This window comes from Mesorhizobium sp. L-2-11 (genome assembly GCF_016756595.1).
In the GTDB taxonomy this organism is placed as follows: Bacteria; Pseudomonadota; Alphaproteobacteria; order Rhizobiales; family Rhizobiaceae; genus Mesorhizobium.
On the sequence record NZ_AP023257.1, the window covers coordinates 504057 to 524863 of the forward strand.

Annotated in this window: 20 protein-coding genes; 6 read left to right on the forward strand and 14 right to left on the reverse strand. The window is 64.1% G+C overall.

Annotation, left to right across the window (positions count from 1 at the left end; genetic code table 11):
- Positions 1–26 precede the first annotated feature (26 nt).
- On the forward strand, positions 27–341 hold the full coding sequence (sugE, locus tag JG739_RS02365) for a quaternary ammonium compound efflux SMR transporter SugE (protein WP_202365076.1): 315 nt from the start codon (positions 27–29) through the stop codon (positions 339–341).
- Positions 342–522: 181 nt separating this feature from the next.
- Here the strand turns inward: sugE and JG739_RS02370 are convergent, their stop codons facing one another.
- On the reverse strand, positions 523–951 hold the full coding sequence (locus JG739_RS02370; RefSeq protein WP_065011625.1) for a DUF6481 family protein: 429 nt from the start codon (positions 949–951) through the stop codon (positions 523–525).
- A gap of 244 nt (positions 952–1195) precedes the next feature.
- Between JG739_RS02370 and JG739_RS02375 the strand changes: the two genes are divergently transcribed.
- The 3 genes from JG739_RS02375 (at position 1196) to JG739_RS02385 (ending at position 4757) form a co-directional block, all read left to right on the forward strand.
- Positions 1196–2257 (forward strand): LLM class flavin-dependent oxidoreductase, encoded by a 1062-nt coding sequence (locus JG739_RS02375; protein ID WP_202367309.1) that lies wholly within the window; start codon positions 1196–1198, stop codon positions 2255–2257.
- 215 nt (positions 2258–2472) lie between these two features.
- A complete protein-coding gene (locus JG739_RS02380; RefSeq protein WP_202365077.1) occupies positions 2473–3636 on the forward strand; it encodes an AI-2E family transporter in 1164 nt (387 codons plus the stop codon).
- A gap of 119 nt (positions 3637–3755) precedes the next feature.
- Positions 3756–4757: an LLM class flavin-dependent oxidoreductase gene (locus JG739_RS02385; protein ID WP_202365078.1), complete on the forward strand. Its 1002-nt coding sequence runs from the start codon at positions 3756–3758 to the stop codon at positions 4755–4757.
- Between the two features lie 20 nt (positions 4758–4777).
- Here JG739_RS02385 and JG739_RS02390 read toward each other — a convergent pair whose 3' ends face one another.
- The 8 genes from JG739_RS02390 to JG739_RS02425 all read right to left on the reverse strand — a co-directional run bounded on the left by JG739_RS02390 (position 4778) and on the right by JG739_RS02425 (position 13324).
- Positions 4778–5275 (reverse strand): RES family NAD+ phosphorylase, encoded by a 498-nt coding sequence (locus tag JG739_RS02390; RefSeq protein WP_202365079.1) that lies wholly within the window; start codon positions 5273–5275, stop codon positions 4778–4780.
- 4 nt (positions 5276–5279) lie between these two features.
- Positions 5280–5630 carry an MbcA/ParS/Xre antitoxin family protein gene (locus JG739_RS02395; protein ID WP_202365080.1) on the reverse strand — a complete coding sequence of 117 codons (351 nt, stop codon included), beginning with the start codon at positions 5628–5630 and terminating at the stop codon, positions 5280–5282.
- 449 nt (positions 5631–6079) lie between these two features.
- The gene (locus tag JG739_RS02400; RefSeq protein WP_202365081.1) at positions 6080–6541 is read right to left on the reverse strand and encodes a MarR family winged helix-turn-helix transcriptional regulator; all 462 of its coding nucleotides are present in this window, start codon (positions 6539–6541) and stop codon (positions 6080–6082) included.
- Entirely contained in the window at positions 6538–7122 is a 585-nt protein-coding gene (locus JG739_RS02405; RefSeq protein ID WP_202365082.1) for an amino acid synthesis family protein, read from the reverse strand. Before JG739_RS02405 ends, JG739_RS02400 begins: the two co-directional genes overlap by 4 nt.
- The gene (locus tag JG739_RS02410; RefSeq protein ID WP_202365083.1) at positions 7115–7996 is read right to left on the reverse strand and encodes a UPF0280 family protein; all 882 of its coding nucleotides are present in this window, start codon (positions 7994–7996) and stop codon (positions 7115–7117) included. Before JG739_RS02410 ends, JG739_RS02405 begins: the two co-directional genes overlap by 8 nt.
- Positions 7996–9537, reverse strand: coding sequence for a 6-hydroxynicotinate reductase (locus JG739_RS02415; protein WP_202365084.1), 1542 nt, complete (start codon positions 9535–9537; stop codon positions 7996–7998). Before JG739_RS02415 ends, JG739_RS02410 begins: the two co-directional genes overlap by 1 nt.
- On the reverse strand, positions 9534–12422 hold the full coding sequence (locus JG739_RS02420) for a molybdopterin-dependent oxidoreductase (RefSeq protein WP_202367310.1): 2889 nt from the start codon (positions 12420–12422) through the stop codon (positions 9534–9536). Before JG739_RS02420 ends, JG739_RS02415 begins: the two co-directional genes overlap by 4 nt.
- A gap of 38 nt (positions 12423–12460) precedes the next feature.
- The gene (locus tag JG739_RS02425) at positions 12461–13324 is read right to left on the reverse strand and encodes an FAD binding domain-containing protein (RefSeq protein WP_202365085.1); all 864 of its coding nucleotides are present in this window, start codon (positions 13322–13324) and stop codon (positions 12461–12463) included.
- 440 nt (positions 13325–13764) lie between these two features.
- On the opposite strand from JG739_RS02425, the gene pncA reads away from it, so the two are divergent.
- Positions 13765–14364, forward strand: a complete 600-nt coding sequence (pncA, locus tag JG739_RS02430) for a bifunctional nicotinamidase/pyrazinamidase (protein ID WP_202365086.1) — start codon at positions 13765–13767, stop codon at positions 14362–14364.
- Between the two features lie 41 nt (positions 14365–14405).
- A complete protein-coding gene (locus JG739_RS02435; protein ID WP_202365087.1) occupies positions 14406–15836 on the forward strand; it encodes a sodium:proton antiporter in 1431 nt (476 codons plus the stop codon).
- Here JG739_RS02435 and JG739_RS02440 read toward each other — a convergent pair whose 3' ends face one another.
- From JG739_RS02440 to JG739_RS02460, 5 genes are all read right to left on the reverse strand, one after another.
- On the reverse strand, positions 15837–16556 hold the full coding sequence (locus JG739_RS02440; RefSeq protein WP_202365088.1) for an ABC transporter ATP-binding protein: 720 nt from the start codon (positions 16554–16556) through the stop codon (positions 15837–15839).
- Entirely contained in the window at positions 16553–17278 is a 726-nt protein-coding gene (locus JG739_RS02445) for an ABC transporter ATP-binding protein (RefSeq protein WP_202365089.1), read from the reverse strand. The genes JG739_RS02440 and JG739_RS02445 overlap by 4 nt, the downstream gene beginning before the upstream one ends.
- Positions 17275–18237, reverse strand: coding sequence for a branched-chain amino acid ABC transporter permease (locus tag JG739_RS02450; protein WP_202365090.1), 963 nt, complete (start codon positions 18235–18237; stop codon positions 17275–17277). Before JG739_RS02450 ends, JG739_RS02445 begins: the two co-directional genes overlap by 4 nt.
- Positions 18234–19115 (reverse strand): branched-chain amino acid ABC transporter permease, encoded by an 882-nt coding sequence (locus JG739_RS02455; RefSeq protein ID WP_202365091.1) that lies wholly within the window; start codon positions 19113–19115, stop codon positions 18234–18236. Before JG739_RS02455 ends, JG739_RS02450 begins: the two co-directional genes overlap by 4 nt.
- A gap of 221 nt (positions 19116–19336) precedes the next feature.
- Positions 19337–20641, reverse strand: coding sequence for an ABC transporter substrate-binding protein (locus JG739_RS02460; RefSeq protein ID WP_202365092.1), 1305 nt, complete (start codon positions 20639–20641; stop codon positions 19337–19339).
- Positions 20642–20807 lie beyond the last annotated feature (166 nt).

A 20807-nucleotide genomic window follows, 5' to 3' on the forward strand; every position in this document is an offset into this window, starting at 1 on the left:
GACCCGCAAGCCAATGGAGCGTTCCGATGTCGTGGATTCTTCTCTTCTTCGCTGGCCTGTTCGAGATCGGCTGGGCGATCGGCCTCAAATACACTGATGGCTTTTCAAGGCCGCTTCCGACCGTCCTGACGGTTGCCTCGATGGTCGTCAGTCTCGCCTTGCTCGGACTGGCGCTGAAGACGCTGCCGGTCGGCACGGCTTACGCGGTGTGGACCGGCATCGGCACCGTCGGCACGGCGCTGCTTGGCATCTGGCTGCTCGGTGAGCCTGCGACCGCGATCAGGCTGGCCTGCATCGCACTCATCGTCGGCGGCATCATGGGATTGAAACTCGCGACCTAAAGCGCGTCGCGTCTGAGGGGATTCACGCGACGCGGTTTAAGTTCCTGTTTTTATGCATGTCGTGGCCCCAAAACCGCTTCGCACTTTTGGGCGACATGCATTAGTTTGCAGCAAGGCCGCATCACAAACGCCTTCAGGGCCGCGCAAGGCGGCCCTGAATTTAATTCGCGAAATCGCGCTGCTAGCGAGCGGAAAAGCCCGGAGGCGTCCTGCCGGTGCGCTGCTTGCGCGCCGCATAGCGCGCGTCGCGCTTGGCCTTACGCTCGGCCTCGTCGGCAAGCAAACGAGCGATGCGCTCGTTCTCTTCGGCTTCCCGGATCTTCGCTTCCGCCTGCGCCGCTTCTTCCGCAGCAATCCGCGCCGCTTCGGCGGCAGCTTCGCGCTCGGCCTTTTCGGCCGCTTCGCGCGCCAGCTTTTCCTGCTTCAGCCTGGCCTTTTCGGCCTCGCGTATCGCACGGGCTTCGAGGATCGCCTTGCGTTCGGCCTGCCGTGCCAGCACCGCTGGATCGTCCGCTGCCGGCCTTGCCTTGAAGCGCTCGAGAAGCGCCTTCTTTGCCTCGTTTGCGGCATTGCGCCGCTCGAAAACGTCTTTTTCCCTATAGATAGCCAAGTCCACTTCCCTGGAGTCAATTTGCGAGGCTTACATACGCGTGAAAACCCAGAGTTCAAGCGCCAAAACGGTATGCCAGCCATGAAATTCTGAGCTGTTGCAGTCGGGAGACGCCTTTTCGGCTGAATTCGGCTGAAACGGACATGCACTGTTCACCATCCGACCCTCTGGCGGCGCGGCGGACTGGTCGCTACCTGTAGCGCGAAAAACAAAACGCCAGAACAAAACACCAGGATGACAGATGATGGAACTCGGTCTCTACACCTTCGCCGACGTCAGCCCGGAACCAGGCCTGGGCGCCATCGGTGCGCATGAGCGGCTGCGCAACCTGATCGAGGAGATCGAGCTGGCCGACCAGGTCGGCCTCGACGTGTTTGGGTTGGGCGAGCATCACCGTCCCGATTATGCGGCTTCAGCGCCAGTCGTGGCCCTGGCCGCGGCGGCCGAACGCACCCGGCGCATAAAGCTGACCAGCGCGGTCACCGTGCTTTCCTCCGACGATCCGGTCCGTGTCTTCCAGCAGTTTGCGACACTCGACCTTCTATCCAGCGGCCGGGCCGAGATCATGGCTGGGCGCGGCTCGTTCATCGAATCGTTTCCGCTGTTCGGCTACGATCTCGACGACTATGACGAGCTCTTTGCCGAAAAGCTCGATCTGCTGCTTGCCGTCCGCGATCATGTCAAGGTGAGTTGGTCGGGCAGGCTGCGCGCTCCGATCAATGATCGCGGCGTCTATCCCCGCCCGTTCCAGGACAGATTGCCGATCTGGATCGCGATCGGCGGCACGCCGCAATCCGCCGCGCGGGCCGGCGCGCTCGGCCTGCCGCTGGCGCTGGCCATCATCGGCGGCGAGCCGGCGCGGTTCGCGCCGCTGTTCGATATTTACAGGGAGGCGGCCAAACGGGCCGGCAACGATCCGGCTGATCTGGCCACCAGCCTCAACGTGCATGGCTTCATCGCCGAGACCACCGACCAGGCGGCCAATGATTTTTATGGGCCGCAGGCCGAGGTGATGAACCGCATCGGCCGCGAGCGCGGCTGGGGTCCGACGTCGAGAGCACATTTCGACCAGTCGCGCGGCCCGAACGGCGCGCTGTTCGTCGGCAATCCAGAACAGGTGGCCGAAAAGATCATCGCCCAGCACAGGATATTCGGCAACGACCGCTTCCTGCTGCAAATGGCGATCGGCACCATGGCGCACGCCAAAATCATGAAGGCGATCGAACTCTACGGCACCAAGGTGGCGCCGATCGTGCGCAAGGAAACGGCGAAGGGCATCCCTGCCGCTGCCGCGCCGGCCGCCTGATTCGCCGGCAACATCGTAGGGTTAGGTCATCGTAAGCGCCGGCTAACGCATCGGCCGCAAATCGGAATCGATTTTCGGGCCGATATCTAGCTTCAGAACGTTAGAGCGTACTTTGTGCGTCCAAGTGGACGCACGTCGCTCTAACGGAACCTTGATGCTGCAAAGGCGTTTCCGCCAACAGCGTACACCAATCGCAGTGTGCCCCGAGGGCCAGAATGAAAGCCGAACCCGCCGCTTCGGGCGCTGCCGAGAGCCCGGATCCGCGCGTCGAGGCGCGTGCGGACATGCATTTGATGCGTTCGCTGCTCGTCGGCATCTTCATCCTCATGGCGATCTACGCGCTCTCTTTCGCTCGTGCCTTCTTCATGCCGGTCATCCTGGCTTTCCTGCTGGCGCTGACGCTGACACCGATCGTCCGTTTCCTGCGCAAACACGGCATGCCCGATGTGATATCGGCGACACTGCTGGTGCTGCTGTCGTTCTGCGTCATCGCCGCCGCAGGGTATCTGCTCAGCGGCCCGGTCATCGACCTCATCAACAACACCTCGGTGATCGGCCAGCAGCTGGCGGAACGTCTCGCGCAACTGCGGCGTCCTTTCGAACGGATCATGGAGATTTCGCGGCAGATAGAGGGACTGACGCAGACCTCCCAAGGGCCGGGCGTCCAGAGGGTAGCCATGGCGCAATCCGGCCTTCTCCCACAAGCCGCCAGCAATTTGCTGTCGGCGGGCACCAGCCTGATCATCGTCTTCGTCCTGTCGCTGTTCCTGCTCGCCTCCGGCACGATGTTTTATGAGAAGATCGTCGAATCCTTCCCCAGCCTCAGCGAAAAGAAGCGGGCACTGCGCGTCGTCTATGACGTTGAACGTGAAATCTCGCACTATCTGCTCACCGTCGCCGTCATCAATACATGCCTGGGCGTGGTCATCGGACTCGGCCTGTGGGCACTCGGCATGCCTAACCCGCAGGTCTGGGGCGCGGCAGCGGCTCTGCTCAATTTCCTGCCCTATATCGGGGCGCTGATCACCATCACGCTTGTCACGATCATCGCGCTGATCAGCTTCGACAGCATCACCTACGCGCTGCTGGCGCCGGCCTTCGTGCTGTTGTGCGATACCGTCGAAGGCCAATTCGTGACGCCGACGGTGGTTGGCCGGCGCCTACAGATCAACTCCGTAGCGATCCTCATCGCCATTGCCTTCTGGTCCTGGCTGTGGGGTTTCGTCGGCGCGCTGATGGCGGTGCCGCTGCTGGTCGTCATCAAGGTGTTCTGCGATCATTTTGACGGCCTCAGCCATGTCGGCAATTTCCTGGCCGCGCAGCATACGACGGTTGAGGACGAAGAGATTCCAGAAACCGACACAGCTGCGGGCGTATGATCCGAGGAGCGGGATAAGCTGCGGCAGGGGACCGGACGCATGGGCGTCAGTTCAATTTTATGAATTTGCGGCCGTGGCGGTCGCTTCCTACATCCCTCCCGTCCACAGGATCCCCGCCCATGACCGCTCTTTCCGTTCTCGACCTGTCGCCGATCGTCGAAGGCAGCAACGCTTCGCAATCGCTCGCCAATTCGCTCGATCTCGCCCGCCATGCCGAGCGGCTGGGATACAGGCGCTATTGGCTGGCCGAGCATCACAATATGCCGGGCATCGCCAGCGCCGCCACCTCCGTCGTCATTGCCCATGTCGCCGGCGGCACCAGGACGATACGGGTCGGCGCCGGCGGCATCATGCTGCCCAATCATTCGCCGCTGGTCATCGCCGAGCAGTTCGGCACGCTCAACGCATTGCATCCAGGCCGCATCGACCTCGGCCTCGGCCGGGCGCCGGGCACCGACATGGGCACGGCGCGCGCGCTGCGCCGCAACCTCGAGGCCGGCGCCGACAGTTTTCCGCAGGATGTCGTCGAACTGATGGGCTATTTCCAGCCGGCCGAAGACGGTCATCGTATCCGCGCCGTGCCCGGCGAAGGCGAGCAGGTGCCAATCTGGATTTTGGGCTCGAGCCTCTATGGCGCGCAGCTCGCCGCCATGCTCGGCCTGCCCTACGCCTTCGCGTCGCATTTCGCACCGGCCGAACTCGACCACGCACTGGAGATCTATCGCTCGCGCTTCCAGCCGTCGAAACAGCTCGACAAGCCCTATGTGATGCTCGGCCTCAACGTATTCGCTGCACCCTCCGACGCCGAGGCGCGGCTGTTGTTCACCTCGCTGCAGCAGGCCTTCGTCAATCTGCGCACCGGCCGGCCCGGCCGCTTGCCGCCGCCGGTCGACGGATATGAGCGCGACCTCGACCCGATGGCCAAAACCATGCTCGGCCAAGCGCTGTCATGCGCCGTCGTCGGCGCCCCGGAAACGGTCAGGCAAGGCATCGAGGCGTTCGTGCAGCGCACCGGCGCCGACGAGCTGATGGTTACCGCGCAGATTTTCGACCACGCAGCGCGGGTGCGATCCTTCGAGATCCTGGCCAACGTCCACAAATCGCTGTCGGAAGCGGCCTGACAAGGTAGCTGCATAGGCAGCTATCTTGACAGGCGGTTCTCGTCGTCGATCAAAAGAAGGCGGGCAGGGGCCGCATCGCCCCATTTCCAGAGCACGAGATTAAGGTCGTACTCGGTCGCACCGCGGGCGAAGCTCCTCACCAGCAAGCCATGATGGCCGACGGCGATCAGCCGGCGGGCAAAAGCCTGCGTCCGTGCTTCCCCGCTCGCCTTCATCTGGTCGCGCCATGTGCCGTCGGCGAGCGCGGCAGCATCCATGCCCTCGGCCTCCAGGGCTGGTTCATCCCGGCAATCGAAGATGCCGTCGATTTCGGCGTCATAGGAGACGAGCGTCGTGGGCTGGAGATTGCCGGCCTGGTTGGCTTCGCGCAGCGCCGTCATCACCGACAATGATGCGTAGAGAGCGGGCATACCCTTCGGATTAAAACGCCCGCCATAGAGCTCGGCGCCACGGCCCGACAGCGGCTCGCGCGCGTAGACAGGATTCAGCGCGCGATAGAGCTTTCCCCGATACAGCACCGGGTCAGGCGTGAACGCCGGCGTCGACCGCGTCGAGATATTCGAGCACCTCCTCAACGCGGCCGCTGCGCACGAGCTGCATGGCCGTCTGACCCGAAAACCCGGGCAGCGGCTCGGAGCGATACCAGGCATAGGCCATCAATGTCGAACCGAAGCGCGGCTCGATCTTGTTGATCACCTCGACCATCTCGCGCAGCCGGCGCTGGGTCTTGTCCGAGCGGACGCGGTCCTTGCGCTGGACCGCATCCTTGCCGAGTCCCGCTGTCCGGGCGACTTCCTCGCTGGTTGTGCGGAAGGCGTCCGCGATCTTTCGTGGCGCGAAGAACCCGTTGTCAAAATACTGTACCAAGCCCAATTCGGGCCTCCTATCGTCACGATGCCGCTTTCTTTGACGCAATATAGCGTCGGAATGACCGGCATTCAAGAGGGATGGGGAAGCGGGAAATAGTATGGCGAAGCGAGAGAAAAAACCGGTTCGCCGATCGGCCGGACCGGTGACGCTGAAGCTCAACCGCCGGCGTCGCGATCCGGCCACGGCGTCCTGCGCAGGGCTTCAGGCCCCGCTCGACCGGACAGGGATGCTCACCCGCAGTTGCACCGGCGCTCCGCGGGCCGGGGGTGTCTTCGAGAAGAAGATGAGGAAGGGCCGCCCAAGCGGGGTTTTCCGGAAACCACCCAACGGGAGAACTTCCCATGCACCAGATAACCATCGATGGCGGCGCCTTTCTCCTCCTGACCATACTCTGACCATACGGGGAGAAATGTCCGGCAGGACAATGAGGGCAGCGCCGACCAAGGCCGCGCTCACGCCAGCTTGGCCAAAAGCCTCATGAAAATCGCGGCCTCCTTGGCCGAAAGCGGCGCCAGCGTTTCCTGCGTGATGTCGCGGGCGATCGGGATCAGCCGCTCGACGGCATCGCGGCCTTCAGCGGTCAGATTGACCAGCAGGCGCCTTTTATCGACCTCATGCTTGGAAAGCTCGACCAGGCCGCGCGCCTTGAGCCGGTCGATGACACCTTTCACCGTCGCCGCGTCCATGGCGATCAGGCTGCCAAGCTGGTTCTGCGAGGTCTCGCCGACATCGTGCAACTTGGCCAAAGCGGCGAATTGCGGCGGCGTCAGGTCGGCGATGTGCGCGGCGAAGATCGAGACATGGCGCTGGTGCGCCTTGCGCAGGATGAAGCCGACCTGCTCCTGCAGGCGGTAATCGCTCTCGTCAGGCTCCTCTGCCTCGACCAGCTTGAGCTTGACGTCTTCGGCGCTCACCGCAGTCCGTCCCAAGCCTTGATGTCCTTTGCCGCGAGGCCGCCCATGCGATCGTGCACGCGCGGGCCGCAGGTCATGGCGAGGCAGAACAGGATCTCGTCGGGACGAGGCCCGTCGCTGATGCCGACCTCCATTGCATCGAAATGACTGCGCACATAGGCGGCGTTGATATGGCCGAGCGGCACGTCGAGCCGCGCGCCGAAGGCGCCGACCTTCTTTGCCGATGGCACGATCGCCTTGGCGTCGCCGAGCCGCTCGCGCATGGCATAGCCGCCAGGCACATGCCACAGCGCGCCATGCTCCAGTTCGCCGGCGATACCGACGATGGCGCCCTTGCCGTAGCCGTCGATCTGTTTCACGTCGCCGCCCAATGCGGCGATGAGCTTGTCTGAGAGCAGCAGGCCGAGCGGCTTCAGATCGTCCATGGCGCTTTGCAGCTTTTCCACGTAACGGCCGGCGAATGGGTTGTTGACCACCGCCATGGCCGCGGCGCGGCGGCGTGGCACCTTCGCCACCGGCCCGCCCTCATGAAAGATCTCCTCGGTCAGCACCGCAACCTTGCGGATCGCAAACTCAGGCATGGGCAATTTCCTTCCTCGATTTCTCGTTGGGCGCAACGAGCGCCATGGGACCGGCGATCCGTGCCTGACCGGCAAGGAACAAGGCTGAAGCGGCAATCAGACCATGTCGCCGAAACTCTTCGGCGACGGTGAACCCGCGGTCCAGCGCGACTGCGATTTCGACTGATGAAAGCGCGCCGACGGCTTGGGTGACCAGGCGATCGCCAAGGTCGCTGTCGGGCGCCAGATCACGCGCCGGCATGCGCTCGATGGCGCCATGACCGGGCAGATCGACGGCGTTGGCGATCAGGGTCGCGGCGGCATCGGCTTCAGCTCCGGTCCGCGCCAGTACGGTAACAGCGTCGGCGATGCCCAGCGAAAAGGAACGGCCGCGCCAGCCGCTTGTCGCGATGCCGCCGATCCCGTCTTCGGCACGGATCGTGATCCGGTCTGCCAGTCCATGGCCCGTCCCGGCAATGGCGACGGTCATGGACCGGCCGTTGCCGAGATGGATGGCGCTGTCGCCACCATTGTTGACATAGGCGCGATCGAGCCGGCGCCCGGCCAGCAGCGCACCAAGCATTTCGTCGGCTACCGAACCGGCGACCGCAGCCATCGGTGTGATGAATTGTTTCGCCAGCGGAACAACCGCCGCCTCCATGCGTCGCGCCGTCGGGCCAGCGAAAGCCCGGGGCCGCGAAGAGGCCGGGCGGCGCAGTTCCGGCAGCTCTTCGACGAGTTGCTGCAGGATTGTTTGAAACCGCGCCACCGCCTGGCCATAGGCGGCGCGGCATTCGCCCGCATCGCCAAATGCCTCGATGATCAGGTCGATCGGGCCATGATTGAGATGCAGCCGCCTGCCGTCCTCAAGCCAATGTACCTGCGGCCCGTTCATCACCCGGCCCCGTTGCCCGCCGCACGCCGCAACTGCGCCAGCGGCGGCCACGGGTTGCGGGCCGGCGCAGCCGTGCCGCGGCGCGGGTTGAGATACTCGCCGCCTTTGGCGAGAATGTCGTCAACGCTGCGGATTTCGGCTTCGTAGCCGCCGAGCCTGATATAATCGTCGCGGCGCAGGGTGAACTCGATCGGCGCCACCAGCGCCGGCGTCGGCACATAGCCGAAGGCGCCTTCCGGCACGCGGGTGACGTCGACCATCAGCGTGATGCCGCCGCCCGGCCAGACATAGACCGGCGCGCCGCCGACCGTCACATAAGTCGTCAGGCCCTGCACCGAGCGGGTCAGATTGACCGGGTTCTCGGTGACGCCGGCGCGCAGCGAGCCTCCGGCGCCGCCGACGAACAGCACGGTGCACAGCGCCGGCTCGCAATTGTCCTCGATCAGGCCGACGGATTTCTGCAGCCGCTCGGGGAACGGTTTTTGCACCGGCTTCAACGCGTCGTCGAGCTCGTAATAGGCGAATTGCTCGCCGGTGGTCGAGACCATCAGCAGCGACAGGCCGGGACGCGCGCCCTTCTTCGCATTCCATTCACCAAGGATCGACAGCGGGTCGGAAATACTGGTGCCGCCCCAGCCGAGGCCGGGCTCCGACACCTTGAAATAGCGGCCCGGCGTCGAACGGCGGCCGATGATTTTTATCCCCGTATCCTGCCAGCCTAGCACCTTGCCCGCCTGATGCTCGGAGACGACGCCGGTGATGTGGTCGTCGACCACCACCACCTCGTCGACCAGGCCGCGCCACTGGGTGGCGAACATGCCGATGGTGGCCGAGCCGCAGCCGACGCGCATCCGCTGCTCGAGCTTGCCGTCGATGACCGGCGGCTTGCCGGCTTCGACGACGACCGTGGCACCGCCGTCGATGGCGAGTTCGACCGGCTTGCGGTTGCATAGATTGAGCAGCGCATCGCAGGTGGCGCGACCTTCGGCCTTCGAACCGCCGGTCAGATGATGCACGCCGCCCAGCGACAGCATCTGCGAGCCATATTCGCCTGTCGTGACATGGCCGATCGCCTCGCCCGCCGCGCGGACCGTCGCCGTTTCGGGGCCGATATGGCGGTCGGTGTCGATCTTCACCTTGACGCCGCAGTAGGAGAAGATGCCCTCGGTGACGACGGTGACGAGATCGACGCCTTCGACCTCCTGGCTGACGATGAAAGGCGCCGGCTTGTAGTCGGGATAGGTGGTGCCGGCGCCGATCGCGGTGACGAAGCGGCGGCCGGTGTTGACCAGTTCACCATCCCATTCTTCGCCCTCGGCGACAAACGGCACGACCGCGCCGCCGGCCTCGGTCGCGTGGTCGAGGATGGTCAGCGGATCCATCCGCACAATCCTGCCGCTGACATTGCCGTAGCGATCACAGGCGCCGGTGCGACCATCTGCTATGTAGCACATGACCGGGCAGGCATCGCAGCGGATTTTTTCCGCCACCTGCTTCTCGCCGGGATCATGCGTCTCGAAGCGTTCGGCAAGCTCGCTCATCGGCGTGCCTCCTTGTCGCGTATCGCGGCGCGGATGCGGCTCGGCGTCGCCGGAATTTTGCTGACCAGGACACCGGTGGCATGGCGGATGGCATTGAGGATCGCCGGCGCCGTCGGGATCAGCACATGCTCGCCCAGGCCCTTGGCGCCAAAGGGTCCTTCCGGATCCGGAACTTCGATCAGGATGGTTTCGACCGGCGGCACGTCGCCTATCGTCGGGATCAAATAGTCGTGCAGATTCTCGGTGCGGCCGGGGATATACTCCTCCATCAGCGCCATGCCGATGCCCTGCGCGATGCCGCCCTCGATCTGGCCTTCGGCGAGCAGCGGATTGATCGCCTTGCCGACATCATGTGCGGCGGTGATCTTGATCAGCTTGACCGTGCCGAGCTTGAGATCGACCTCCAGTTCGGCGATCTGCGCGCCGTAGCCATAGACGGCATAAGGTTTGCCCTGGCCCCTGGCGTCGAGCGGCAGGGTCGGCGGGTCATAGCTTTCCTCGGCGCGAAAGACCAAGCCGTCGGCATCGGCCTTCAGCGTGGACAAATCGATATGCCGTGTCGCTTCGCCCTCGCGGATGATCAGGCTTGCGCTCTCGAAAGCGATCGTCGCTTTTTCCGACACATTGGCGAAGCGCAGGATCGTCTCGCGCAAGGCACGGCCGGCTTTTTCAGCGGCCTTGCCGGTCACGAAGGTTTGACGCGAGGCCGACGTCTTGCCGGCGTCCGGCGTGATCGCCGTGTCAGCGCTTTTCAGGCGGAATTGTTCCAGCGGCAGCCCGAGCGCGTCGGCGCAGATCTGGGCAATGACCGTGTTCGAGCCTTGCCCGATATCGACCGCACCCTGATGCAGGACGACATCGCCTTCAGCCGAGATGCCGACCCTGATGGTCGACGGATTGGGCAACGAGGTGTTGCCGCAACCATACCAGCAGGAGGCGACGCCGACGCCGCGTTTCCTGCTGTCATTGGCACTGTTGAATGTTTCGGCATCGACAAGCGCACGTGTCCAATGCGGCCGCAGCGCATCGAGGCACTCGGCGATACCGACGCCTGATTCCAGCCTCTGGCTGGTAACCGTTTCGGAGCCGTTTCGAAGGCAGTTTTTCAAGCGAAAATCGAGCCGATCCAGGCCAAGCTTTTCGGCCAGTTGGTCATAGAGCGTCTCCTGCATGATCGTCGCCTGCGGCACGCCGAAACCGCGGAAGGCGCCGGAGATCGGGCCATTGGTGTGGATGGCGCGGCCTTCGGCCCGATAATTCGGCGTCGCATAGGGACCGGAGGCGTGCACCGGCACGCGGTTGGCGACGGTCGGTCCCCAGCTTGCATAGGCGCCGGTATTGAAATCGCCGGCGAACACCATGCCGGTGATGTGGCCATCGGCATCGGCGCCGATCGTCGCCTTCATCTCGGCGGGATGGCGCTTGGTGGTCGAGATCATCGATTCATGACGGGTATAGGCGAGCGCCGCCGGCCGGCCGGTCTTCATTGCGACCAGACCGATCAGCGGCTGCAACGAAACGTCAAGCTTGGAGCCGAAGCCGCCGCCGGTGGCGGTCGGCACGATCCGCACCTTGTCGACGGCAAGGCCAAGCACTTTTGCCACGTCGTCGCGGTCCATATAGGGCGCCTGCGTGCAGGCGACGATGACCAGCGTGTCGCCGTCCATATAGGCATAGCCGGCCTCGGGCTCGATATAGGCGTGCTCGACATAGGACGTGTCGATGGCGCCGGACACCGTGAAAGCAGCGCCGGCAAGGGCGGCGTCGGGGTCACCGCGCTCGACAAAGCCTGATGTGAGCAGGTTTGCCGGCCGGTTGTCGTGGATCAGTTGTGCGCCGCCGGCCTGCGCCGCGCGAGGCTGCAGAAAATGCGGCAACTCGGTCCAACGAACAGAAAAATCCGCAAGGTCGAGATCGAGGATGGCCTCGCGCTCGCCGGCAACCAGCGCCACCGCCTCGCCGCGAAAGCGCGAAAAATCTTCAGCCAGCGCCGGCTGGTCGGCAAAAGGCGCAATGACGCCGAAGCAGTTCTTTCCCGGAATGTCGGCGGCGGTGAAGACGCCGACGATTCCGGGATGGGTTTTCACCCAGGCCTCGAGATCGTCGAAGGCGAAGCGGGCGTGATGATGCGGCGAGCGGACCACCAGCACCGCCAACGCATCGGCCGGGAAGGAATCGCCGCCGAATTTTTCGCCGCCGGTGACTTTCGGCAGGCCGTCGAGGCGGATTGGAGAGGAGCCGACGGCGTGGCCTGAGATCGGCATTCTGCGGTCAAGGCCGAGAAAACGGAGAGAGGGGGACGCCGGCGCTGGAGCTTCTCCCTTCTTCCCATCACTATACGGGGAGAAGGTGCCGGCAGGCGGATGAGGGGCGGCGGCGTCGGTCGATCGTTCATCAGCGAACCGTCCAGCATCCATCACCGCGGCGACGATCTTGCGATAGCCGGTGCAGCGGCAGAGGACGCCGCCCAGGGCATCCTGAGTTTCGGCCTCGGTTGGATTGGGGTTCTTCTCCAGAAGCGCTGTCGCCGCGATGAGCAGGCCGGGTGTGCAGATGCCGCATTGCGCCGCGCCATGGTCGAGGAACGAGGCCTGCAGCGCCGACAATCTGCCGTTGGCGAGACCCTCGACCGTGGTCACCACGGTGCCAGCGGCAGAAGCCGCAGACATCAGGCAGGCGCAGACGGGTTCGCCGTCGACAAGCACCGTGCAGGCGCCGCAGTCGCCGGCATCGCAGCCGACCTTGGTGCCGGTCAGGCGCAAGTCGTCACGCAGCACCGAAGAGAGACGGCGAACCGGCGGCACGCAGACAGAAACGGCGGCGCCGTTGACCTCGAAGGCGATGTCGGCGCACTCCATGCTCATGCCAGGCTGAGCTTTGGTCATGCCAGGCTGAGCTTTGGTCATGACAGGCTGAGCTTTGCTCATGCGGCCACCGCCTTGTCATCCGACGCGTGGCCCGCGGCACAAAGCACGGCTCGGACGACGATCTCGCGCGCGGCGTCGAGCCGGTATTCGGCGCTGCCGCGCACGTCGTCGATCGGCGAAAGCTCGTCCATCGCTGCGGACTGGATCGCAGCGACGAGAGCATCGTCGACCGGGAGGCCGCGCAAGGCTGCTTCGACGCTTGCAAGACGCCTGGCGACCGCCGAACAGGAGCCGACGGCGACGGCGGCGTTGGCGACCATGCCATCCTCAACGGTCAAGCGAGCCGCCGCCATGGCTATCGAAATGACGAGATAGCGACGCGCGCCGAGTTTTTCGAAAGCCGACGTGCCGGTGGCCGCTTCTTTCGGCACGCGGATGGCGGTGACCATTTCGCCCGGCTGCAGGTCCGTGCGGCGGTTTCCCAGAATGAATTTTTGCAGCGGCAGATGGCGGACCATCGCCACCGAGCGCAACTCGACCTCGGCGTCGAGAACCAGCAGCGCCGGCACGCCGTCGGCCGCCGGAGAGGCATTGCAGAGATTGCCGGCGACCGAGGCGACGTTCTGGATCTGCACGGAGCCGACTTCCCGCGCCGCCTGCTTCAGCGCGTCGAAAGCCGCCGGCAGCGGATGATGGACAAGATCGGTCCAGGTGGTGCGCGCACCGATGAGCCAATGGTCCTCGGTCTGGGCGATCCCGCGCAGCATTGCGAGACCGTTGATGTCGAGGACGTTTTCGCGGAAAGGCCTGGCTCCTTGCGCCGGATAGAAATCGGTGCCGCCGGCAAGGATGCGCCACCGAGCCTCGCCAAGCAAAGCCAGCGCCTCGTCCATGGTGGTGGGTTTCGCGTAACGGATCACGCCTGCCTTCCCAAAAATGGGCCTTCCAAAAAAATGGCCTTCCCAAAAAATGGGTCTTCCAAGAAAAGGGTTCCCGACGGAACCTGCCGGCGTCCGAGCCGGTCAAATTCATTCGTATGCAAATGATATCAAGCCGGCAGGAATTGTCAAAGCCAGAGTTTCGAGCCGCTATCCGCATCGGCACGGCGGCACGTATTTGTTATGCCTGCGCATGACCCCGAAAATCGGAACCGATTTTCGGAAAGGATCATGCGCAACTCAAAGTGCTACAGCGTCCTTTGCGCGTCCAAAGGACGTGCGGCACTGTAGAGGTTGACGCAGCCGGCCATCTGGTCAAGTTTCTGCATCCGTTGCGTCAGCGGCATTTTCGGCGGGTTCGAACACCGGATTCCACGTTTCGGCAGACTTCACGCCTCCGGGACAAACAAGAGGGAGGCTCCATGGCCGACGAAGCGCTTATTATTATCGACCTGCAGAACGATTTCTGCCCGGGCGGCGCGCTGGCGGTGGCCGGCGGCGACGAGATCGTGCCGCTGGTCAACGACCTGATCCGGCGGACCGAACATGTCGTGCTGACGCAGGACTGGCATCCCGCCGGCCATTCGAGCTTTGCCTCCAGTCATCCCGGCAAGCAGCCGTTCGAAACGATTGAGATGCCGTACGGCCCGCAGACGCTGTGGCCCGACCACTGCATCCAGGGCAGCCTGGGTTCGGATTTCCATTCGGGTCTTGCGTGGACCAGGGCCGAACTGGTGATCCGCAAGGGTTTCCGTCCGGAGATCGACAGCTATTCGGCTTTCTTCGAGAACGACCATGCGACGCCGACCGGCCTTGCCGGCTATCTCAAGGAGCGCGGCATCGACAGGCTGACCCTGGTCGGCCTGGCGACCGATTACTGCGTCGCCTTTTCCGCGCTCGATGCGGTCAAGCACGGCTTTCACACGACAGTGCGGCTCGACGCCTGCCGCGGCATCAATCTCAATGGCTCACTCGAGACGATGCTGAACCGAATGCGCGATGCCGGCGTGACGCTGGCTTGAACATCACCGATCGCATTCGACACAATTCCAGAGGGGGCACTATGCGGTTTGCGGCGGCTTTGACGGCGGGCGCTGTGGTGGCAATCGCAACCCTGTTTCCGGGAATGGCGCTTGCAGCCGAGGCCCACGAGCTGCCGGGCGAAACAATGTCGCTGTGGTGGGCGCTGCCCTTTGCCGGCCTGCTTCTGTCGATCGCCACCGGGCCATTGCTCTTCCACCATGTCTGGGAGCACCACTACGGCAAGATCACCTTGTTCTGGGCGGCGCTTGCGGTCGTGCCGCTGGCGCTGGCGTTCGGCATGGCTTCGGCTACAGAGGCGGTGCTGCATGCGTTGCTCACCGAATACACGTCGTTCATCATTCTTCTGTTTGCGCTGTTCACCATTTCGGGCGGCATCCTCGTCGCCGGCAACATCCACGGCACGCCGCTGGTGAATGCCGGACTGCTGCTGATCGGGGCGATGCTCGCCTCGGTCATCGGCACGACCGGCGCCTCGATGATCCTGATCCGGCCGATCCTGCGCGCCAACGACAACCGGCCGTTCAACGCCCATGTCGTCATCTTCTTCATTTTCCTGGTGTCGAACATCGGCGGCTCGCTGACGCCGCTAGGCGATCCGCCGCTGTTTGTCGGCTTCCTGCGCGGCGTCGATTTCTTCTGGACCGCTGCCAATCTCTATCAGGAGACACTGTTCGTCGGCGGCCTGGTGCTGGCCGTCTTCCTGGCCATGGACATCATCCTGCATCACCGCGAGGCCGGCGCACCGAAGATCAAGGATCCCACACCGGACACGAAGGTGCGCATCCGAGGCCTGGCCAACGTCCCGCTGCTGGCCGGGGTGATCGGCGCGATCCTGCTTTCCGCGACCTGGAACCCGGGCGTGGCTTTCTCCGTCCAGGGCGTAAGCCTTGAATTGCAGAACCTGGTGCGCGATGCCATCATCCTGGCGCTCGCCTTCCTTTCGCTCGGCGTCTCGCAAAAGAGCCACAGGCAGGCGAACAACTTCCACTGGGAACCGATCGCCGAGGTGGCGAAACTGTTCGCCGGCATCTTCATCTGCATCGTGCCGGTCATAGCCATTCTCAGGGCCGGTGCCGACGGCGCGCTAGCGCCGCTGGTTTCGCTGGTCAGTTCGCCAACGGGCGAGCCCAACGACCTGGCGTATTTCTGGATGACCGGAGCGCTGTCATCCTTCCTCGACAATGCGCCGACCTATCTGGTGTTCTTCGAGCTCGCCGGCGGCGATCCGCAGCATCTGATGACCACCTTTGCCTCGACGCTGGCGGCGATCTCGGCCGGCGCGGTGTTCATGGGCGCCAACACCTATATCGGCAATGCGCCGAATTTCATGGTTTACGCCATCGCCAGGCATCGCGGCGTGAAGATGCCGGGCTTCTTCGGCTACATGGCATGGTCGTGCGCGGTGCTGATCCCGATATTTTTGCTTGCCGGCTTTTTGTTCTTCGGGTGACTACCCTACTCCGACATAGCGGCGGACCGCCGACGGATCGGCGCGAAGCTCCTCGACATCGACGGTTTCGCGGTTGCGGCCGTTTTCGATGAACGAGACCCGGTCGGCGACGGACAGCACAGCATCGACGCGCTGCTCGACCAGAATCGTCGAGACGCCAAGCTCGCGCAGCTTCGCTACCGTCTCGCGGATTTTTGCGATCATCGACGGCATCAGCCCTTCGGTCGGCTCGTCGAGCAGAAGCACCTGCGGCTCGAGACACAGGGCCCGCGCCATGGCCAGCATTTGCTGCTCGCCGCCCGACAGCGTGCCGGAGCGTTGCCTCAGCCGCTGGCGCAGCAGCGGGAAAAGGTCGAGCACGTTTTCGCGCGTCGCCTTGCCCTTGCCGCGGGTCATCAGGCCGATCTCGATGTTTTCGGCCACCGTCATCTCGGCGAACAGCCGCCGGCCCTGCGGCACATAGGCGACGCCGGCTTTCGGCACGTCGTGCGCCGGCAGGCCGCTCAACTCCCTGCCGTCGAGCCTGATCGATCCGGCGCGTGAGGGAACCAGGCCCATGATCGCCTTCAGCGTCGTCGTCTTGCCGGCGCCGTTGCGGCCGAACAGGCAAAGCACCTCGCCCTTGTTCAGCACGAGGCCGAGGCCGTAGAGCACCTGGACCTCGCCGTAGAAGCAGTCGAGCCCGGAGATGGTCAGAGCTTCAGCCCGTGTTTCGGTCATGGGGTGGTCCCCAGGTAGGCGTCCTGCACCTCGGCGTTGGCGCGGACCTGCTCGGGCGTGCCTTCGGCCAGGATCTTGCCGGCGTTGAAGACGGTGATGCGGTCGGCAAGCTGCATGACCACCGGCATGTTGTGTTCGATCAGAAGCACGGTGGCGCTTTTGGCGATCTCGCGCACCAGCCCGATGAAATTGTCGATCTCGCTGTCGGCCAGCCCCTGGGTCGGCTCGTCGAGGATCAGCAGGCGCGGTTTCAGCGCCAGCCCCATCGCCACTTCGAGCAGGCGCTGATGGCCATAGGACAATTGCCCGGCCGGCATGTGGGCGCGCTCGGCAAGGCCGGTGCGTTCCAGCGCCGCCATGACGCCGGCATGCACGGCACCTTTCGAGCGGCCATCGGTCAGCGTGCGCTGCACCGGCAGCGCAACGTTGTCGTAGGCGGTGAGGTTGGCAAAGACGCTGGTGATCTGGAAGGTGTAGGCGATGCCGAGGCGAACCCTGGCGTAAGCCGGCAGGCTGGTGATGTCGGCGCCGTCGAAGACGATCATGCCCGACGACGGCTGGATGCGGCCGCTGACCAGGCTGACAAAGGTGGTCTTGCCGGCGCCATTGGGGCCGATGACGGCGCGGATCTCGCCCGGCATGAGGGCGAAATCGACACCATCGACAGCGCGCAGGCCGCCGAAATTGCGGGACAGGCCTTTGGTCGTCAGCAGCGGCATCATGGCAGCCATCCGAGCCAGCGCTGGCGGATGGTGCCGAGAATCCCCTTGGGAAAGAACAGCACCAGCGCGATGAGGGCGATGCCGACGATCAGCAGATAGGCCGAGGTGTAGCCGCTGGTGACGTCGACGACATAGTACATGAACAGCGTGCCGATCAGCGGACCGAGCGTGGTCGCAGCACCGCCGAGCAGCACCCAGAGCAGCGGCAGGATGGAATATTGCACCGAGGCGAAGGTCGAGCCGACATAACCGAACAGCAGCGCATAGGCAGCGCCCGATGCCGCGCAGATGGTGCCGGAGACGACGACCGCGGCAAGCTTGTTGGAAAAACTGTCGTAGCCGAGCATCTTGGTCCGCTCCTCGTTCTCGCGAATGGCGACCAGCACCCGGCCATACCTGGAGCGGACAACGGCGAGCGTCACCAGCAGCACGATCGAGAACAGGACCAGCGCGCTCATGTAGCGCACGGTTGGATTGGTGAGGCCGAGCGAGGTGTCGCCCAAAACAAGAACACGCGCCGACTGCGGCACGACCAGGCCCTGATCGCCGCCGGTCCAGGCCGCGAGATAGAGGATTATGAGATAGAACACCTGCGCGAACATCATGGTAACGATCATGAAGGCGACGCCGGAAGTGCGCAGCGCCAGCACCCCGATCACCAGCGCGAGAAGCGCGCCGCAGGCAAGGCCGGCGGCGAAGGCGGCCGGCACGCTCCAGCCGAGATGGATGACGGCAAGGCCGGCGCCATAGAGCCCAGCCGAAAAGAACATGGCGTGGCCGAGGCTGAGCAGCCCGACATAGCCGAACAGCATGTTGTAGCCCATGGCGAAGACCGCCAGCACCATGATGCGGGCGAGCAGCCCATGGTGATATTCCGGCAGGACGAAGCTCAGGGCGAACAGCAGGACGATGACGCCCAGATGCAACGCATAGGCCTTTGACGGTGAAGCCTCCTTCATCGCGATGCCGTCCCGAACAGGCCTTGCGGCCGGAACACCAGCACCATGGCCACCAGCAGCGTAGCGATGATCTTGGCCAGCGTCGGCGAGAAGAACACCGAGATGATGCCGTCCGACAGGCCGATGAGCACGGCAGCGACGAGGGTGCCGCGCAGCGAGCCGAGACCGCCGATGATGACGACGATGAAGGACAAGAGCAGCGGGTCCTGTCCCATCAGGTAATGCGCCTGGCTGATCGGCACGATCAGCACCGCGGCCACCGCCGCCAGCATGGCGCCGAGTGCGAAGACGCCGGCATAGACGCGGTCGACCGGAATGCCGAAGGCCTGCGCCGTTTCGCTGTCATATCGCGTGGCGCGCATGACGAGGCCGATTTTCGTACGCGTCAGCACGAACCAGGTCGCCGCCAGCAGAAGCGCGGATGCGGCGATGATCGACAGCTTGTAGCCGGAGTAGCCGAACCACGGCAAAAGGATGCGGTAGCTGAAGGGCGGCTCCACCGGCCGTGCCTCCGGACCATAAAAGGTCAGAGCCAGTTGCTGGATGATGTAGAGCATGCCGATGGTGGCGACGATGGTGGCTTCCGGATTGTAATTCAGCCGGCGCAGCACCAGCCGTTCGGAGACCAGCGCGATCAGGCTGACGATCAGCGGCGCCAGCACCAGGGCTGCCAGGAAGCCGAGCGCCGGATGGCCTGATATCGCCGTGGAGATCGCCCAGGCAAGCACCGCGCCGAGCATGAAGAACTCGCCATGGGCGACATTGACGACGCGCATGACGCCGAACACCAGCGACAGGCCAAGCGCCGTCAGCGCCAGCACGGCGGCGGTGACGAGGCCTTCGAGGGCGGCGAGGAGAAGATGAGGTCCGAAGTGCATCGGTCAAGCACCAGCGGATGCGTGAAGCACCCCCCTCTGGCCTGCCGGCCATCTCCCCCTCAAGGGGGGAGATTGGCTGTCACTGACCTTGCGTTTCTTTTTGCAACGTCGACGATCGAAGCAGAGCGTCGATGAAAAAGTAATCTCCCCCCTTGAGGGGGAGATGTCCAGCAGGACAGAGGGGGGTCGCTCGAACCGCAAGATCGCTAAAACAGCTAAGCTCACAGCGGCTGCGTCGTGTAATCCCCTTCCGGCTCGTAGAGGCCGTCCTCGATCTTGGTCTTGTGGACGACGTTCAACCGGCCGCCTTCGACCTTGGAGATGTTCTGGATGCCAAAACACTGGTGGATCTTGCCGTTGAAGGTCTTCGGCCCTTGCGGATGCTCGGGGCCCTCGGCGAACTCTGTCAAGGCCTCGGTCGCCTCGACCAGCTTGGCGCGGTCTTCCGGGCCCTTGTAGCCGGCATCCTCCATCGCCTTCTTGACGACATAGAGCGTTTCCCAGCAGCCGAACATGTGCGCGGCGGTGGAGACGTCCTTGGGATCGCCGACGGCGGCGCCGTTGTCGTCGATGCCGACGGCGGCGCGATAGGCCTTCTGCGCGGCGGAATCATCTGATTGCGCGTAGCGTGGCGAGCCTTCCCAGAAATGGCTGCCGTCGAGGAATTCGAGGCCGGGACTGTTGATGTCGGTGGCTTCGAGCGAATCGATGAAGCCGAACAGCTGCGGCCGGCTGGAGCCGTAGAACTCGCCGAGTTCCTTGACGAAGGTGAGCACCGCCGGCCCGACCATGACGTGGTAGATCACCTCGGTTTCGGCCGGGATCTGCGGGAAATATTTGGTGAAGGACGATTCCGTCGGCGGGATGGCGATCTGCGCGATGACCTCGCCGCCCTGCGCCTTCAGCGCCGGCGGCAGGTAGTCGCGATGGTCGTAGCCGAAGGCGAAATCGGGAAAAATCTGCGTCACCTTCTTGCCGGCATTCGCCGCGATCCACGGCGCCATCGCCTGGATCTGGCTTTTGACGTCGGTGATGCCGGGCTGGAAGACGTAGCGGTTGAGCTTGGTCGAGGCGACGTGGTGGCCTTCGCTGACGACAAAATAGGGCATCTTGGCCTCACCGGCGGCGGGCGCCGAGCCGATGACGACATGCGAAAACAGCGTGCCGTAGACGATGTCGGTCTTGTGCTGGGTGGCGAACTTGCCGACCACTTCGGCGCCACGGCCGGGATCGGTGCCGTCATCCTCGATGATCACCTCGACCGGCCGGCCGTTGATGCCGCCGGCTTGGTTGATCGCCTTGACCGCGGCGGCGGTGGTCCTGTCGTACCAGCGGCCATAGGCAGCGCCGATGCCGGTGCGGTGGCACTGGAAGCCGATCTTTATCGGCGCCGAGCTCTGTGCCTGGCTGTAGCGCACGAACCCGGGCGCGACGGCGAGACCGGCGCCCGCGGCCAACCCCTTGAGCGCGGTGCGGCGGGTGAGACCGGTCTTGGAGAGATCGAAAAACCCATTCTTGTCAGTCACGGCAGTTCCCCTTGTTTTTGAGTTTTGACCAATGGCTGTAGCGAGACGGGCCACTCCTGGTGAGAGCGCCGAAATTGCATGTGTACAAACTAAATCATCAAAGCCCTGATGTGGCAAGCGGGCTTTCCCCAACGGTCAACCGACGCCGTGGAAGCGGGGTTTTGTC

Bases quoted from the DNA above. Each gene is read 5' to 3' on its own strand.
- JG739_RS02455 (WP_202365091.1), bottom strand. From the start codon at position 19,115: ATGCACTTCGGACCTCATCTTCTCCTCGCCGCCCTCGAAGGCCTCGTC.
- JG739_RS02435 (WP_202365087.1), top strand. From the start codon at position 14,406: ATGCGGTTTGCGGCGGCTTTGACGGCGGGCGCTGTGGTGGCAATCGCA.
- JG739_RS02410 (WP_202365083.1), bottom strand. From the start codon at position 7,996: ATGAACGGGCCGCAGGTACATTGGCTTGAGGACGGCAGGCGGCTGCAT.
- JG739_RS02450 (WP_202365090.1), bottom strand. From the start codon at position 18,237: ATGAAGGAGGCTTCACCGTCAAAGGCCTATGCGTTGCATCTGGGCGTC.
- JG739_RS02405 (WP_202365082.1), bottom strand. From the start codon at position 7,122: ATGCCTGAGTTTGCGATCCGCAAGGTTGCGGTGCTGACCGAGGAGATC.
- JG739_RS02375 (WP_202367309.1), top strand. From the start codon at position 1,196: ATGGAACTCGGTCTCTACACCTTCGCCGACGTCAGCCCGGAACCAGGC.
- JG739_RS02445 (WP_202365089.1), bottom strand. From the start codon at position 17,278: ATGATGCCGCTGCTGACGACCAAAGGCCTGTCCCGCAATTTCGGCGGC.
- JG739_RS02385 (WP_202365078.1), top strand. From the start codon at position 3,756: ATGACCGCTCTTTCCGTTCTCGACCTGTCGCCGATCGTCGAAGGCAGC.
- sugE (WP_202365076.1), top strand. From the start codon at position 27: ATGTCGTGGATTCTTCTCTTCTTCGCTGGCCTGTTCGAGATCGGCTGG.
- JG739_RS02420 (WP_202367310.1), bottom strand. From the start codon at position 12,422: ATGACCAAAGCTCAGCCTGGCATGAGCATGGAGTGCGCCGACATCGCC.
- JG739_RS02415 (WP_202365084.1), bottom strand. From the start codon at position 9,537: ATGAGCGAGCTTGCCGAACGCTTCGAGACGCATGATCCCGGCGAGAAG.
- JG739_RS02380 (WP_202365077.1), top strand. From the start codon at position 2,473: ATGAAAGCCGAACCCGCCGCTTCGGGCGCTGCCGAGAGCCCGGATCCG.
- JG739_RS02440 (WP_202365088.1), bottom strand. From the start codon at position 16,556: ATGACCGAAACACGGGCTGAAGCTCTGACCATCTCCGGGCTCGACTGC.
- pncA (WP_202365086.1), top strand. From the start codon at position 13,765: ATGGCCGACGAAGCGCTTATTATTATCGACCTGCAGAACGATTTCTGC.